Here is a 15,399-nt window from a genome sequence, read left to right on the forward strand (position 1 = left end):
AGGTCCGCGCGAGATGAGGAGTGTCCGTTGTCGTGTCGGCCCCGGCGAATGAGCCGGTCCTGAATCGGTTTACGGCGACAGCCCACGCACGCGTTACCCGAGGTAAACCCTCGGTGAATGCCGCGTTTTCCGCTGACGAATCGCGCCTTGGCCTGCGGGCCTGCCGACGGTTGCGTCGGTGGTCGAATGAAATCAATCAGTTACCTTGACCCTGCGGACTATGAAGCAGTTTTTTGACCGCGAAACGGCGCTTCGAATCGTCGCGCGCCGATTCCCCCGTGTCCGCACAACGGTCCCTTCCATGCTGGCCCCTTAGTCCGCGAATTTCGGTGCCGGACACTTCGCCGGTCGCTGCCGCACGCGGCATGCGGCATCGAACGAACCGGACATACCGGGCCGATCAAGAACCGAACAAGGGTTGACTGAAGAAGCGGGGGAATCACAAGTGAATGCAGGAAAGTGGGGGATGCTGCTGCCGGCGCTCGTCGCAGCGGGGGCGGCGCACGCGCAGAGCAGCGTGATGCTGTACGGCAAGATCGAGGACGGCTTCAACTACACGAGCAACGCGCGCGGCAACGATGCGTATCAGCTCGAAAGCGGCTACGACTACGGCAGCCGCTGGGGCCTGAAAGGCACCGAGGACCTGGGCGGGGGCACGAAGGCCGTGTTCCAGCTGGAGAACGGCTTCGACGTGAACACCGGCAAGAACGGCCAGGGCGGACGCGAGTTCGGCCGGCAGGCGTTCGTCGGCCTCGCGTCGGACCGCTTCGGCACGCTGACGCTCGGCCGCCAGTACGACCCGAGCGTGGACATGTTCTCGCCGCTCACCGCGAATGGTAACTGGACCGGTTACATTTTTTCGCATCCGTACGACAACGACAACACCGACTACTCGTTTCGCGTGAACAACGCGGTCAAGTACGTGTCGCCGACGATCGCCGGGTTCACCGGCGAGGCGATGTATGCGTTCAGCAACCAGGCCGGCGGCTTCGCGAACAACCGGTTGTACGGCTTCGGCGCGCAGTACCAGAACGGCGGCCTGCAGATCGGCGCGTCGTACCTGAAGATCAACAATGCGAGCGCGGCCGCGACCGCGAACAGTTCCGGCGCGGTGACGAGCGACAACACGTTCAACGCGCGCTCGCAGCAGAACATCGGCATCGGCGTGAACTATTCGTTCTCGAACGTGCTGGTCGGCTTCGCGTATTCGCACGTCGACGTGTACGACCCGACCGCGAACGCGTACTTCACCGGCGTGACGCAGCCGGCCGGCGGCACGTGGGACGCGTGGAAATTCGACAACTTCGAACTGAGCGGCCTGTATCACTTCACGCATGCGCTGTATCTCGGCGCGGCTTATACGTACACGCAGGCGCGGCTCACGTCGACGGTCGGCAGCTTCAATCCGAAGTGGCATCAACTGAGCATGAAGCTGAACTACGACCTGTCGCCGCGCACGTCGGTCTATCTGGAAGGCGCGTATCAACGGGCGATCAGCGCGCATACCGGCACCGACTTCGACTACGCGAACATCCTCGGCGCGGCGGACCTGTCGTCGGGACGCAACCAGATGCTGTATCGCGTCGCGATCATTCATGGGTTCTAGGCGCGGGACACATGTGCGGAGCCGATGGCCACGCACTGTGTCTTTCGGTCAATGTCCTATCGTTTACCGATAGAACATTCAGACAGCGTGTGATGAGGCGTCCAGACACCGACACTGCGTACGCGTCTAAAGTACGCAGTGTCGTCGAGTTTTTTGTTTTGCTAAATCTACTCAGCGTTTATTGGCGTCGAGACTCTGAAGAGATCGAAGTGCCCTGTTCAGGCTCGGTGAATGGTCGCATGCGCGCCGGATGTTCCAACTGGAACGCACGAATTTTCCAAGATGAACGTTGTATCCGGCTCCCTGCTTGTTGCGGTCAGTCTGCGAAACTATCTCATCGCGGAAAATCCGCTTCCTGGATTTTGCCATCAAAGTCAGCAGCAAGCGTTTTGGATCCGGCTCATCATCCAGAATGGCCGGCAGCTTGTTCATCGTCACCTGAAATGCTTCTGCAAATCCAGGCCGATCAGCGAGCACCCAACTCTCTGCCTCCGCTACTGCCAGGCGAAGGATGAAATGCTGCCGTGCATTTTCTGGCCGCCACGCGGCCATCAGGTCGAGAGCGCATCTGCCGTCGGTATCGGCGATACATAGGACCGGTTGCACGTGGGCTGCCTGTTCGGCGTAACGCGGCAGGTTCGGAACCAACTTGGTGATGCCTTTCGCATCAATCGACGGGGCTGCGAAGCGCCAGTCCGGCAAAGCCGCGGCTACGAGCTTTTCGCCCAGCGCGCAGCAAAGTGCATCTTCTCCAACGACAAGAATACGGCTCATTCCCAAAGACCCAATTGATCTACCGATTGCGGTCGGGTCTTAGGTAGCAACACCTCCGCCGGAGTTAGTCCATGTCTGGTTTGTCTTTCTTCATCAGCGTTCGGCGGCCGGACCGTCGAACCGTTCGGACCGGGTTCAATCAGCAGTATCTGGGCGTCGCCTGGGACGTGAGCTAGCAATGTCTCGCTATGCGTACTTAGCAAGACCTGCCGCGACGATTTGCGCTTTTTTCGATCCCGGAGCACCCTTTCAATTAACAGCGGTATGTGCTCCACGATACCGTCATTCAGCGACAGTTCCGGCTCTTCCAGCAAGAGAAGGCCCTCTCCCTCCTGTAAAGCCCACAAAAGGCCGATGAGCCGTAACGTGCCATCCGAGAATTGATTTTCGCGCTGCCATGCACCGTTGATACGCCAATGCGTGAAATTTGCTTCCAGATGCCACAGTCCGGTGATTGAATCTTGGTCAAACCTCAATTCAGAGAACAACGGAACAGCTTTGGATAGTGCTTGCTGAATCCGTTTGAGGCGCGCATCTCTAGTTTTCTTTGGTGTCTTTGCAATACGCTGCATTAACCCTTGACCGAAGGGGTCGCTCTCGGGAATGCGAGCGCCAATCTCGTCGCCAAACTTCAACAACTGAGGGACCAGATGCAGGTAGGTCGTGCTGGCAAAAAAATTGACCAGGACACGAAAATCCGTATTGCTGGCGATCTGTTCGAGATGGGTCTGCGTCAGGCGCTCCGGATCTTCCATGTCGTGCGTATCGGGTCGACTTATTACCTCCAGGCCGTTTCGTTCGACGCGTTCCTCAGAGACCACCACACGCTGTTGTCCCTTGCCCTCGGCCTTCAGCGCAAGGACATATCGCCAGGCGTCACTGCTTTCTGCCGTTTCATCCAGCAAGTCAAGTTCTATACGGACCTCGGGGTCACGGCGAGCGTGCAGGCTTCTCAGCTTGGTCAGTCCACCGCGATCACGCAAGGCTTTTTGCAGGCCACCGCCCTCGGGTTGTGCGAGCAGGCGCAGAAAGCGAAATACATCGAGCAGATTTGACTTTCCTGACGCATTAGCCCCTATGACAAACGTCCGTGGTCCCAGGGGGACGTCGACCTCCCGAAAGTTTCGCCAGTTTTTCAGCTTGAGCCGCTTAATCTGCATTTCCACACCTTTGCGCTGGGGAACTTATATCCCTGTCTCGTATATGTTGCACATCGTCCAGATCGGCTACGTGATGGAACTGCTGTGCGCTCGTCCAGTCTTTTCCCGCAGGAGAATCATACAGGGTCCCATCAGTCGCCAAACTCGCCATGTCCCAGAACGGATAACCGGGCTTTTTACTGGCGGCCAATGGGCGTTGCTCCACAAATCTCCGCGCAACTCCATGATTTGCCACGCCGCCGCCGGAGCCAGAGGCAATGCGGTTTCATTTCGGCTATAGTCGCGAATTCGGCCCGGCGAATGCGCTACGGGCTGTGTCGCCCGGCAGGACTGCCGGACAAGGCGGCGCAGGGTAGCCGGACAGAAAAAAGCAGAACAAGCGGAGCAGAACAGGCGACCCGTTTTCGCGACCCGTGTGCCGACGCATGGCTTCGCCGTTTTTGCCGGCGGCGGCCAGCATCACAACCGGCTTCGACTAGCGCCGGCGAGCGCGGATCGGAGGGACGAGATCCGCATGCGCATGGCCCACGGTGCGCGCACCGGACGGACCCGCGCGGCGCTCATGCGAGCCGTCGCGAAACCGTCGCGCAAGCCCCCGCCCCGCTCGCTCTGCTGCCGGACCGCGGCACGCCGTTCGAGATCGCGATCGTCGATACGGATGGCGCGCCGCGAAAACAGATGGATTTTCCCAACGATGTGACGCGCGCGGCGCAGCAGGACTGTCGCGGCCGCGCCGTCCGTGAGGAGTGACACGATGAACGCACGCGAACCCGCATTGGTTCCCGCATCGCGCAGCGCACGGCTGCGCCAGATGCTGATCAGCAACGAGCTGGAATTCCTGATGGAAGCGCACAACGGCCTGTCCGCGCGGATCGCGCGCGAAGCCGGCTTCAAGGCGATCTGGGGCTCGGGCCTGTCGATCTCCGCGCAGTTCGGCGTGCGCGACAACAACGAGGCGAGCTGGACCCAGGTGGTCGACAACCTCGAATTCATGGCCGACGCGAGCGATCTGCCGATCCTGCTCGACGGCGACACCGGCTACGGCAACTTCAACAACGTGCGCCGCCTCGTGCGCAAGCTGGAGCAGCGCGGCATCGCGGGCGTCTGCATCGAGGACAAGCAGTTCCCGAAGACGAACAGCTTCATCAAGGGCGAAGCGCAGCCGCTCGCGGACATGGACGAGTTCTGCGGCAAGATCAAGGCGGGCAAGGATTCGCAGACGGACGAGAACTTCTCGATCGTCGCGCGCGTCGAGGCGCTGATCGCGGGCTGGGGGATGGACGAGGCGCTCAAGCGCGCGGAAGCCTACCGCCTCGCCGGCGCGGACGCGATCCTGATTCACAGCAAGCTGTCGAAGCCGGACGAGATCCTCACGTTCGCGCGCGAATGGGCCGGTCGCGGCCCGCTCGTGATCGTGCCGACGAAGTACTACAGCACGCCGACCGACGTGTTCCGCAAGGCCGGCATCAGCGTCGTGATCTGGGCGAACCATCTGGTGCGCGCGTCGGCGTCCGCGATGCAGGCGGTCGCGAAGCAGATCCACGACAGCGAGACGCTGGTGGACGTCGAGGACCGCATCGCGTCGGTCAACGAAATCTTCCGTCTGCAGGACGCCGACGAATACTCGGAAGCGGAGAACCGCTATCTGTCCGCGTCGCGCAACGCGGGTTCGGCGATCGTGCTGGCCGCGAGCCGCGGCTCGGGCCTCGACGCGGTGACGACCGACAAGCCGAAGGTGATGCTGCCGGTCGCGGGCAAGCCGCTGCTGCGCTGGCTGCTCGACGCGTTCAAGAAGCAGTCGGTCAACGACGTCACGGTGGTCGGCGGCTATCGCGCCGATGCGATCGACACGGCCGGCATCAAGCTCGTCGTCAACGACCGTCACGCGGAAACCGGCGAACTCGCGTCGCTCGCATGCGCGGCCGACGCGCTGAAGAACGACACGGTGATCTCGTACGGCGACCTGCTGTTCCGCAGCTACATCCTGCGCGACCTCGTCGAGAGCGAGGCGGACTTCAGCGTCGTCGTCGATTCGTCGCCGGCGACCGAGAACAGCAGCGTGCGCGACTTCGCATGGTGCTCGGCGGGCGACGACCGCGACCTGTTCGGCAACAAGGTGCTGCTGCGCCGCGTGTCGAGCGAGCAGGCGGGCGGCGACGCGCCGCACGGCCGCTGGATCGGCCTGTTGAACGTGCGCGGCGCGGGCCGCGCGAAGCTCGCCGCGAAGCTCGCGGAACTGCGCGAGCGTCCGGACTTCGACCGCCTCGACATGCCGGCGCTGCTGAACGCGCTGATCGAGTCGGGCGAACAGATCGAAGTGCAATACGTGCACGGCCACTGGCGCGGCGTGAACGACCTCGAAGACTTCCGCCGCGCGGGCGACTTCGCGCATGCGCAGACGCCGCTCGGCACGGATGCGGCCGGCGCGCAGAACGGGAGCGCCGCATGATCGACGCGTCGCAATTCGTCGAGGCGGCGCGCGCGCGCGGCTTCGACTGGTATGCGGGCGTGCCGTGTTCGTACCTGACGCCGTTCATCAACTACGTGCTGCAGGACCCGTCGCTGCACTACGTGTCGGCGGCGAACGAGGGCGACGCGGTCGCGCTGACCGCGGGCATTGCGCTCGCGGGCAAGCGCGGCATCACGATGATGCAGAACTCGGGCCTCGGCAACGCGGTGAGCCCGCTCACGTCGCTCACGTGGACGTTCCGTCTGCCGCAGTTGCTGATCGTCACGTGGCGCGGCCAGCCGGGCGTGTCCGACGAGCCGCAGCACGCGCTGATGGGGCCGGTCACGCCGCAGATGCTCGACACGATGGAAATTCCGTGGGAGACGTTCCCGACCGAAGCGGATGCGATCGGTCCGGCGCTCGACCGCGCGCTCGCGCACATGGACAGCACCGGCCGTCCGTATGCGCTCGTGATGCAGAAGGGCAGCGTCGCGCCGTATGAACTGAAGGACGGCGCGGCGCCCGCGCGGCACGCGCACGTCGCCGCGCAGACGCGCTTTGGCGGCGGTGTCGGCGTCGAGGCGAACGAGCTGCCGTCGCGCCGCGACGCGCTCGAACGCGTGATCGCGGCGACGCCGGCGGATTCGACGGTCGTGCTCGCATCGACCGGCTTCTGCGGCCGCGAACTGTACGCGCTCGACGACCGCGCGAACCAGTTGTACATGGTCGGCTCGATGGGCTGCGTGACGCCGTTCGCGCTCGGTTTCGCGCTCGCGCGGCCGGACCTGAACGTGGTCGCGCTCGACGGCGACGGCGCGGCGCTGATGCGGATGGGCGCGTTCGCGACGCTCGGCGCATACGGCCCGTCGAACCTCACGCACGTGCTGCTCGACAACGGCGCGCACGACTCGACCGGCGGCCAGGCGACGGTGTCGCCGCAGGTGTCGTTCGCGGGCGTCGCGGCCGCGTGCGGCTACGCGGACGCGATCGAAAGCGACGACCTCGCGGTGCTCGACGACGTGCTGGCCGCCGCGCGCGAACGCCGCGCGGGTGCGTCCGGCTTCGCGGGCACGCGCTTCGTGCGGATCGCGATCCGCCGCGGCACGCCGGACGGCCTGCCGCGCCCGACCATCACCCCGCCCGATGTGAAGACGCGCCTGATGCGCCACATCGGCGCCGAGCAAGGAGCGCACTGATGCTGCTGCTGAATCCCGGCCCGGTCACGCTGACCGAACGTGTGCGGCGCAGTCTGCTGCAAACGGACCTGTGCCATCGCGAAAGCGAGTTCTTCGACGTGCAGGAAGAGGCGCGCACGCGGCTCGTCGGCGTGTACGGGCTCGATCCCGCGCAATGGCAGGCGGTGCTGATGACCGGCTCCGGCACGGCGGCGGTCGAGAGCATGATCGCGTCGCTGGTGCCCGCGAACGGCAAGCTGCTGATCGTCGAAAACGGGGTCTACGGCGAGCGGATCACGCAGATCGCGACGCAGTACGGGATCGCGCACGAAGTCGCGAAGCACGACTGGATGCAGGCGCCGGACATCGCGGGCATCGTCGCGCGGCTCGACGCGGACCGCGCGATCACGCACGTCGCGATCATCCATCACGAGACGACGACCGGCCGCCTGAACGACCTGCGCGCGCTGGGTGCGGCATGCCGCGAGCGCGGCGTGCAGATGCTGGTGGACGGCGTCAGCAGTTTCGGGTCCGAGGCGATCGACTTCGACGACACGAGCATCGCGGCGGTCGCCGCGACCGCGAACAAGTGCCTGCACGGCGTGCCGGGCGCGGCGTTCGTCGTCGTGCGCCGGGCCGCGCTGCAACAGGCCGCGAGCCGCACGTACTACCTCGACCTCGCGCGTCTCGCCAAGCTTCAGGATCAGCGCAACACGCCGTTCACGCCGTCGGTGCACGCGTATTACGCGCTCGTCGAGGCGCTGCGCGAGCTGGCCGACGAAGGCGGCTGGACCGCGCGTCATGCGCGGTATGCGGCGTTGTCCGGGCAGGTGCGTTCGGGGCTCGCCGCGCGCGGGATCGACAGCGTGCTGCCGGCCGACGAGTCGTCGGTCGTGCTGCGCGCGTTCCGGCTGCCGGCCGGCGTCGATTACCCGACGCTGCACGACGGGCTGAAGGCGCGCGGCTTCGTGATCTACGCAGGCCAGGGCGGGCTGTCGTCGCAGTTGTTCCGCATCTCGACGATGGGCGACATCCACGCGCCGGACATCGAGCGGCTGCTCGCCGCGTTCGACGGGATCGTGCGCTGAACGCCCGAACCGACGCTTGAAGCCGATGTGAAGAACGGGCCTCGCGGCATGTCACTGCCGCGAGGCCCGTTGTCTTTCCAGCCGTTTTTCAGCCGGTGGTGCGTTCGCGCGAGCGCACGGTTTTCGAAGGCGCTTTCGCGGCGCGCCGCCGCGCGCGCGCCTTCTTCAGCCAGATCAGCAGGCCGGTCACGCTGAGGATCGCGACGGCGAGACCGGTGAAGCTGATCGCGATGCGGCCGGGCAAACCGACGATCCGCCCCGAGTGCAGCGGGAACTGCGCCTGCAAGAACACGTCGCCGGCCGAGCCGCGCCCCGGCACCTGCGCGCCGAGCAGCTTGCCGGTGCGCGCGTCCATCACGAGCCACGGGTTGCCGAGGCCGACGCCGCCATGGTCGTTGCCGGGCTCGAACAGGCCGACGCCATACGTGCCGGCAGCCGGCATGAACAGCAGCGCGCCGGGCGGCGCGGACAGTCCTTCGCGGCGCGCGGCGTCGGCGGCCGCGGCGACGATCCGCGTGCGCGAGGCCGCGAGTTCGTCCTGCGTCAGCGGCTTGCCGTCCGCGTGCTGGAAGAACGGGCTCGGCGTCAGCGTCGAGAACAGCGACACGACCGGCTCGACCACCGGGCGGCTCAGGTTCATCGAGATCGACGTGAATGCGACGACCGTCAGCAGCCCCCACAGCCACGCGCCGCCGGAACGGTGCAGGTCGAACGTCAGCGCGTAACCGCCGCGCCGCACGCGGAACGCGAACGACTTGCGCCAGCTTTTGAGGCTCGGGAACGCGAGCACGATCGCGATCAGGCCGTCGGCCAGCCACACGATGCCGACCACGCCCATCGTCCACGCGCCGAAGTTGATGCCGACCTTCGTCGGCAGGAACAGCGTGTAGTGGAGTTGATACAGGAACGGAATCAGGTTCAGCCGCGCGAGCGACGGCGCGCCCCACTGGCGGCGTCCCTGGATCGCGCCGGTGACCGGATCGAGCGACACCTCGTTGAAGTCGAGTTCGTAACGCCTGCCGGTCTGCGGATCGAGGCGCGGCTGCACGCGCACGACGAGCGTTTCGCCGGGATCGGTCGACAGCGGCAGATAGGTGACCTGCACGCGCGGGTCGGCGGCTTCGAGGCGGGTCGCGAGTTCGGTCGCGGGCAGCGGCTGGCCGGGGGTCCTGCCGTGGAAATACGACGGATTCAGCGCCTCGTCGAGTTCGTGGTCCCACGCGATCACCGCGCCGGTGAGGCCGGCGAGGCACAGGAAACCGGCGGTGGCGAGACCGAACCACCGGTGCAGGCGGACCAGCAGCGGCCTCATGCGGCGGACCGCGGCGCGCGGCGGCGCGCGCAGGTCGAAGGGCGGGCGCGCGGGCTCGCGGTCACGGCGGGGGTCACGGTCGTACTACAGGTCTGCAAATGGGAATCGTTCGCATTCTATGCGGCGAACGGTGCCGGCGCAAGCGTTCGGAAAGCCTGCGGGTGCGTTACGCGGGGACGGAGCGGGGTGGATCGATACTTTTAGCCGCGTCGCCGCGGCCTGAAGTCGGACCTGTTGTCGGACCTGTTCAGAGGCGCGGGACGGCGGAAGGGAACGGTTGGGGCGCGCCCGACGAAAGCCTCGCGCCGAGGTGCGCCCAGGCCCGCAAGCCGACGGGATGCCGCATCCGCCGCGCCGGCATCCGCGTCCGGCATGCTAGACCGGGTCTTTGTCCGGCGGTCCTTCCGGACGCTGCGGCTCGTCGTTGTGATGACCCGGCGACGGCGGCGACAGCGGGTCGTGGTCCGGGTCGCGCGTCGGGTCGGCGAGCGGATCGGGAAGCGGATTCGTATGCGAGCAGATCATCAGGTCACCTCTTGCATCGGGCGGGCGGTGCGCGTCGTCTCGCCGGCCATCGCGGGCCGGCGGCGGGACACGCCTTCATAGCGTAGGCGATCGGCGCGCCGCATGCGGCCCATCGACCCGCCGCGCGCCCGCGTGCCGCGTCACGTCGAGCCGCCAGTAGCGTTCCGGCGCGAGCAGGTCGCCGCCGTCCGCTTCGTAGCTGTGCAGCCGGCTCGCGTAGACGCACACCGCGTCGTGTTTCGCGAGCACCTGGCGTGCCGGGTCGAGCGTGTGGCGGATGTCGGGCCGCGCGGGCGTCGCGACGATGCCGCGCCCGGCGAGATCGACGAGCCGCGTCTGCACGAGCCCCGGCCGCGCGCGGTGGAACGCCTCCTCGTAGCCGAACCACGTGAGATGCGCCAGGCGCGGCAGCAGTTCGCAGCACGCGTCGAACACCAGCGCGTGGTCCGCGTCGTACAGGCCGAGTGGCATCAGCAGCGTGTTCGCGGTCGAGCCGTAGATCGCCTCTTCGAGCGCGGCGGTCAGCGTCGAGAGCGACGGCGGATCGAGATACTGCCGGTCGCGAAACGGCATGCGGATCGGGATCGCGTCGAACATCGCGAGCGCCGCGTCGTCCTCCAGCATTCGCGCACGCAATGCCTCGTGCGCCGTGTCGAAGCCGCACAGCGCGTCGGCGTCCGTGTGCACGTCGTATTCGGGCGCGGCCGCGAACACGGTGCAGACCGCGGTGTCCGGATACGTCGCGAGCAGCGAGCCGCAACCGAACACGGCATCGCCGAAATGCGGCGACAGGATCAGAAGACGCGGATGGGTTTCACTCATGGTGGATGTCCGGCCGAACGACGTGTTTCGCAGTGCCCCAACAGCTTAGGACAATTGTGTGAACGTAGCGGGTGGGCGATTGGTTCGCTGTGGCGAACGATGGACGGGGATTAGTCGGGATTCGCGTCCCAGTCGCAGGTGCGAAGGCGGTTTTCGGCGCGCATTGTTGCGGCCGAGGCAACGCTGTTTATGGGCTTTCGCCGTTTCGCAGTCCCTGCGAGCGCCCTTAGACTTCTGCCTTTCTCAAACGCCGGGCGTCGTGCATGCGTCCGGCTCACGGCGGGAGCGGGCGATGGGTGCGGTGGTCATTGCGGTGGTGTTCGTGGCGGGGCTGATCGGCGCGCCGTCGCTTTTCGGTCATACCGGCGCACACGCCGGTCCGCAGCAGGTCGCGAGCGCCACCCAGGCGCCGCCTTCCGCCGCGCAGCGGGCCGACGCCGAAGCGCCGTCCAGTCATCCCTGAACGCAGCAGAGGCCGGCAGCCGTTAGATGCCGGCCAGATCGGCCGGCGTGTCGATGTCGCGCAGGATGCCGGGGTCATCGACGTCGAGGCGGGTGACCGTCTGCGAGCCGAACAGCGCGCGCGCGCCCGCGTCGCCGTCGAGCGCGAGCAGCGCCGCGCGATGCTCGGCGCCGAAACCGGCCGGATGTCCGCGCGTCCCCTGGTAGTACGGAGCGACGAGCGACGCGCCTTCGTCCACCGCGCGCGCGACCGCGCCGATCGTGTCCACCGAGATCCGCGGCATGTCCGCGAGCGCGACGATCCAGCTTTCCGCGTCGTCGGTCGCGGCGACGCCCGCCGCGAGACTCGCGCCCATCCCCCGCACCGCGTCGGCGGAGAACACCACATCGCAGCCGACGTCGTTCAGCATCCGCGCGAGCATTTCCGCGCCGGGCCGCAAGACCGCGACGACCTTCGGCACGACGAGCAGCAGACGATGCGCGGATTCCTGTGCGACGGTGCCGCCGCCGGGCAGCGGCGCGAGCAGCTTGTTGCGCAGGCCGTCGGGATCGAAGCGCGAGCCGGTGCCGGCGGCGAGCAGCACGCCGGTGGCAAGCGAGGCATAGGACATGGTGGGCGCGCAAGAACGGGGACACGCCGATTGTGCGGCGCAACGGTCGGCGAGGCAAGGGTCGCCGCGGCATCGGCGCAGGCAGTCGAACGCGGTTGCACGTGCCGGACGACGCGCGACGCGCTTCGCAACGGACCGAGCCTCGCCATCGTCAGGCACGCGCGAACGCTCACGTGGTTGTCGTCCCCATCGCGCGCGGCATCACCTTGTCGAGCGTGATCGGCAGGTCGCGCACGCGCACGCCGGTTGCGTGATAGACCGCGTTCGCGATCGCGGCCGGCACGCCGGTGATGCCGATCTCGCCGATCCCGCGAATGCCGAGCGGATTGAAGCGCGTGTCCGCGTCGCCGACGAACATCACGTCCAGCTCGCCGATGTCCGCATTGACCGGCACGTGATACTCGGCGAGGTTGCCGTTCATGATGCGGCCGTAGCGCAGATCGAGCAGCCCTTCCTCTTCGAGCGCGGTGCCGACGCCCCACACCATGCCGCCGAGCAACTGGCTGCGCGCGGTCTTTTCGTTCAGCCGCCCGCCGACGTCGTAGGCGGACACGAGCCGCGCGACGCGGATCGTGCCGAGGTCCGCGTCGACGTGCACCTCCGCGAACACCGCGCCGAACGAATGGAACGCGTAACGCTGCTTCTCGTCACCGGGTTTCGTCGACGACTGCACCTCGATCGGCTGGCCGCCCGCGCGCGCGATGATCGCGGCGGCCGGGTCGCGTTTCGACGGATCGCCGCGGCTGACGACCCAGCCGTTGTCGACGGTCGCGTCGTTCGCGGATACGCCATAAACCGGCGAGCCGCGATCGGCGATCGCGAGCGCGATCAACTGGTCGCGCGCGCCGCGCGCGGCGGCCTGCACCGCCGGCGCGACGCTCGCCGCCGACTGCGAGCCGCCCGACACCGGCGCGCGCGGCAGCGTCGAATCGCCGAGCGCGAAGTGGATGCGCTCGGGCGGAAAGCCGAGCGCGTCGGCGGCGACCTGGGTCATCACCGTGTACGTGCCGGTGCCGATGTCCTGCGTACCGGATGCGACCATCGCGGTGCCGTCCGGCAGGATCCGCGCGAGCGCCGCCGCTTCGCTGCGGTTCGCCGGATAGGTCGCGCTCGCCATCCCGTAGCCGATCAGCGTGTTGCCGTCGCGCATGGCGCGCGGCACGGCCACGCGGCGCGACCAGCCGAAGCGCTGCGCGGCCTCCGCATAACATTCGCGCAGCGCGTTCGACGACCACGGCTTGTTCTCCTGCGGCTCGATCGCCGCGAAGTTCTTCATCCGCAATGCGACCGGGTCCATCTTGAGTTGCCACGCGAGTTCGTCCATCGCGGATTCGAGCGCGAACGAACCGGTCGTCTCGCCGGGCGCGCGCATGAAGGTCGGCGTGCCGACGTTCAGCTTCACGAGACGATGCCGCGTGCTCTGGTTCGGCACCGCGTACATCATCCGCGTGACGAGCGCGGACATCTCGGTCCAGTCCTCGAACGTCGACGTGTTCGACGTCGTGTCGTGCACGATGCCGGTCAGCGTGCCGTCCTCGCGCGCGGCGAGCGTCAGGTGCTGCTCGGTGCGCGGCCGTCCGCCGACCGGCCCGAACATCTGCGGCCGTTCGAGCGCGAGCCGCACCGGGCGGCCGGTCTGCTTCGCGGCCATCGCGCACAGCGCGACGTGCGACCACGCGGAGCCTTTGCTGCCGAAGCCGCCGCCGATGAACGGCGAGATCACGCGCACGTTGTCGGCCGGCATGCCGAAGATCGCCGCGACCGCGGTGCGCGTGCCGCTGACGCCCTGGGTCGAGTCGTACAGCGTCAGTTGCGGGCCGTCCCAGCGGGCCATCGTCGCGTGCGGTTCCATCGCGTTGTGAAACTGCAGCGGCGTCGAATAGACCGCATCGACCTTCACCGGGCCGTCCGCGATACCCGCTTCGAGGTTGCCGCGCTGCGTCGCCATCGGGCGTCCCTGCTGGCTCGCCGGGTCGTACGCGTTCGCCTTCGCGCGTTCGAAGTCGAGCGTCGCGGCCGTCGCGCCGTATGCGATGCGCAACTGGCGCGCGGCGTCGGCCGCGTGTTCGAGCGTGTCCGCGACGACCACCGCGACCGGCTCGTTGCTGTAGCGGATCGCGTTGTCCTGCAACAGCGTGAGCCGGCGTCCGGCCGGCGGCGACAGCGGCGAGCGGCCGCCGTTCGGCAGCCGCAGCGCGTTCTGCGACGTCATCACCAGCAGCACGCCGGGCATCGCCTGCGCGCGGGCCGTGTCGATCGACGCGACCGTGCCGCTCGCGATCGTGCTCGTCACGAGCACCGCATGCGCGAGCCGCGCTTCGGGAAACTCGGCCGCGTAACGCGCGTCGCCGGTCACTTTCAGGATGCCGTCGATCCGGTCGAGCGGCTGGCCAGTCAGATTGCTCATGCGAAGTCTCCGGTCTGGCCCGCGGCCAGCATCACCGAGCGGACGATCGCGCGTTGCGCGAGCGGGATCTTGAATGCGTTGCCGTCGAGCGGCCGGGCGTCGGCGAGCGCGGCGGACGCCGCTTCGCGCAGCGTCGCGGCGCTCAACGTGCGGCCGGCGAGATGCTGCTCGGCCGCCTCCGCGCGCCACGGCCGATGCGCGACGCCGCCCAGTGCGATGCGCGCGGTTTGCACGCGGCGGCCGTCCATCTGCAACGCGGCGGCCACGGACACCAGCGCGAACGCATAACTCGCGCGGTCGCGGACCTTCAGGTAATGCGCGTGCTCGCTGAACGCGGACGGCGGCAGATCGACCGACGTGATCAGTTCGCCGGCCTGCAGCGTCGTGTCGAGATCGGGCCGGTCGCCGGGCAGCCGGTGGAACTGCGCGAACGGGATCGAGCGCGCGCCGCGCGGGCCGCTGACCTGCACGGTCGCGTCGAGCGCCGCGAGCGCGACGCTCATGTCCGATGGATTCACCGCGACGCACTGCGCGCTCGCGCCGAGAATCGCGTGCATCCGGTTATGGCCGTCGAGCGCCGCGCAGCCGCTGCCGGGCGAGCGCTTGTTGCACTGGACGAACGCGGTGTCGTAGAAGTAGCCGCAGCGCGTGCGCTGCATCAGGTTGCCGCCGACGGTCGCCATGTTGCGTAGCTGCGCGGATGCGCCGGACAGCAGCGCCTGCGTGAGCAGCGGATAACGCGCGCGCACGAGTGCGTGATTCGCGGCGTCGCTGTTGCGCACGAGCGCGCCGATCCGCAGGCCGCCATCGGGCAGCGCATCGACGCGGTTCAACGCATCGATGCGCGTGATGTCGATCAGCGTGACCGGTTGCGCGACGCCGCCTTTCATCAGGTCGAGCAGGTTCGTGCCGCCGCCGATGAACGCGGCGCCCGGCTGCTGCGCGGCCTGGATCGCAGCGTTCACGTCGGCCGCGCGTCGATAGGAGATCGCTTGCATGACGCGTCTC

General features: G+C 67.4%; 14 protein-coding genes. 5 read left to right on the forward strand and 9 right to left on the reverse strand.

The window, feature by feature from the left end:
• Window positions 1-466: 466 nt before the first annotated feature.
• Entirely contained in the window at window positions 467-1,606 is a 1,140-nt protein-coding gene (locus BLV92_RS23280; RefSeq protein ID WP_373681897.1) for a porin, read from the forward strand.
• A gap of 171 nt (window positions 1,607-1,777) precedes the next feature.
• Here BLV92_RS23280 and BLV92_RS31755 read toward each other — a convergent pair whose 3' ends face one another.
• The 3 genes from BLV92_RS31755 to BLV92_RS23290 form a co-directional block, all read right to left on the reverse strand.
• Window positions 1,778-2,380: a hypothetical protein gene (locus BLV92_RS31755; RefSeq protein ID WP_143040721.1), complete on the reverse strand. Its 603-nt coding sequence runs from the start codon at window positions 2,378-2,380 to the stop codon at window positions 1,778-1,780.
• The gene (locus BLV92_RS23285; RefSeq protein ID WP_090549488.1) at window positions 2,377-3,540 is read right to left on the reverse strand and encodes an AAA family ATPase; all 1,164 of its coding nucleotides are present in this window, start codon (window positions 3,538-3,540) and stop codon (window positions 2,377-2,379) included. The genes BLV92_RS31755 and BLV92_RS23285 overlap by 4 nt, the downstream gene beginning before the upstream one ends.
• A 459-nt stretch (window positions 3,541-3,999) precedes the next feature.
• Window positions 4,000-4,365 (reverse strand): hypothetical protein, encoded by a 366-nt coding sequence (locus BLV92_RS23290; RefSeq protein ID WP_167627104.1) that lies wholly within the window; start codon window positions 4,363-4,365, stop codon window positions 4,000-4,002.
• Between BLV92_RS23290 and aepX the strand changes: the two genes are divergently transcribed.
• From aepX to BLV92_RS23305, 3 genes are read left to right on the forward strand one after another with little or no spacing between them, the layout of a single operon-like run.
• The gene (gene aepX, locus BLV92_RS23295) at window positions 4,295-5,989 is read left to right on the forward strand and encodes a phosphoenolpyruvate mutase (RefSeq protein ID WP_090549494.1); all 1,695 of its coding nucleotides are present in this window, start codon (window positions 4,295-4,297) and stop codon (window positions 5,987-5,989) included. The genes BLV92_RS23290 and aepX overlap by 71 nt on opposite strands.
• Window positions 5,986-7,185: a phosphonopyruvate decarboxylase gene (aepY, locus tag BLV92_RS23300; RefSeq protein WP_090549498.1), complete on the forward strand. Its 1,200-nt coding sequence runs from the start codon at window positions 5,986-5,988 to the stop codon at window positions 7,183-7,185. Before aepX ends, aepY begins: the two co-directional genes overlap by 4 nt.
• Window positions 7,185-8,252: a 2-aminoethylphosphonate aminotransferase gene (locus BLV92_RS23305; protein ID WP_090549501.1), complete on the forward strand. Its 1,068-nt coding sequence runs from the start codon at window positions 7,185-7,187 to the stop codon at window positions 8,250-8,252. Before aepY ends, BLV92_RS23305 begins: the two co-directional genes overlap by 1 nt.
• Window positions 8,253-8,340: 88 nt before the next feature.
• Here BLV92_RS23305 and BLV92_RS23310 read toward each other — a convergent pair whose 3' ends face one another.
• The 3 genes from BLV92_RS23310 to BLV92_RS23315 form a co-directional block, all read right to left on the reverse strand.
• Entirely contained in the window at window positions 8,341-9,564 is a 1,224-nt protein-coding gene (locus BLV92_RS23310; RefSeq protein WP_090549504.1) for a PepSY-associated TM helix domain-containing protein, read from the reverse strand.
• Between the two features lie 375 nt (window positions 9,565-9,939).
• Window positions 9,940-10,089, reverse strand: coding sequence for a hypothetical protein (locus BLV92_RS32200; protein ID WP_166676698.1), 150 nt, complete (start codon window positions 10,087-10,089; stop codon window positions 9,940-9,942).
• Window positions 10,090-10,164: 75 nt separating this feature from the next.
• Window positions 10,165-10,911 carry a PIG-L family deacetylase gene (locus BLV92_RS23315; protein ID WP_090549510.1) on the reverse strand — a complete coding sequence of 249 codons (747 nt, stop codon included), beginning with the start codon at window positions 10,909-10,911 and terminating at the stop codon, window positions 10,165-10,167.
• 292 nt (window positions 10,912-11,203) lie between these two features.
• Here BLV92_RS23315 and BLV92_RS32205 point away from each other — a divergent pair, with 292 nt between their 5' ends.
• Window positions 11,204-11,374 carry a hypothetical protein gene (locus BLV92_RS32205; RefSeq protein ID WP_167627135.1) on the forward strand — a complete coding sequence of 57 codons (171 nt, stop codon included), beginning with the start codon at window positions 11,204-11,206 and terminating at the stop codon, window positions 11,372-11,374.
• Window positions 11,375-11,396: 22 nt separating this feature from the next.
• Here the strand turns inward: BLV92_RS32205 and BLV92_RS23320 are convergent, their stop codons facing one another.
• The 3 genes from BLV92_RS23320 to BLV92_RS23330 form a co-directional block, all read right to left on the reverse strand.
• Window positions 11,397-11,984 carry a nucleotidyltransferase family protein gene (locus BLV92_RS23320; RefSeq protein WP_090549514.1) on the reverse strand — a complete coding sequence of 196 codons (588 nt, stop codon included), beginning with the start codon at window positions 11,982-11,984 and terminating at the stop codon, window positions 11,397-11,399.
• 169 nt (window positions 11,985-12,153) lie between these two features.
• Complete coding sequence (locus BLV92_RS23325) at window positions 12,154-14,391, reverse strand: xanthine dehydrogenase family protein molybdopterin-binding subunit (protein ID WP_090549517.1); 2,238 nt, start codon at window positions 14,389-14,391, stop codon at window positions 12,154-12,156.
• Complete coding sequence (locus BLV92_RS23330) at window positions 14,388-15,389, reverse strand: FAD binding domain-containing protein (RefSeq protein ID WP_090549523.1); 1,002 nt, start codon at window positions 15,387-15,389, stop codon at window positions 14,388-14,390. The genes BLV92_RS23325 and BLV92_RS23330 overlap by 4 nt, the downstream gene beginning before the upstream one ends.
• Window positions 15,390-15,399 lie beyond the last annotated feature (10 nt).

The organism is Paraburkholderia caballeronis (assembly GCF_900104845.1).
Taxonomy (GTDB): Bacteria; Pseudomonadota; Gammaproteobacteria; order Burkholderiales; family Burkholderiaceae; genus Paraburkholderia; species Paraburkholderia caballeronis.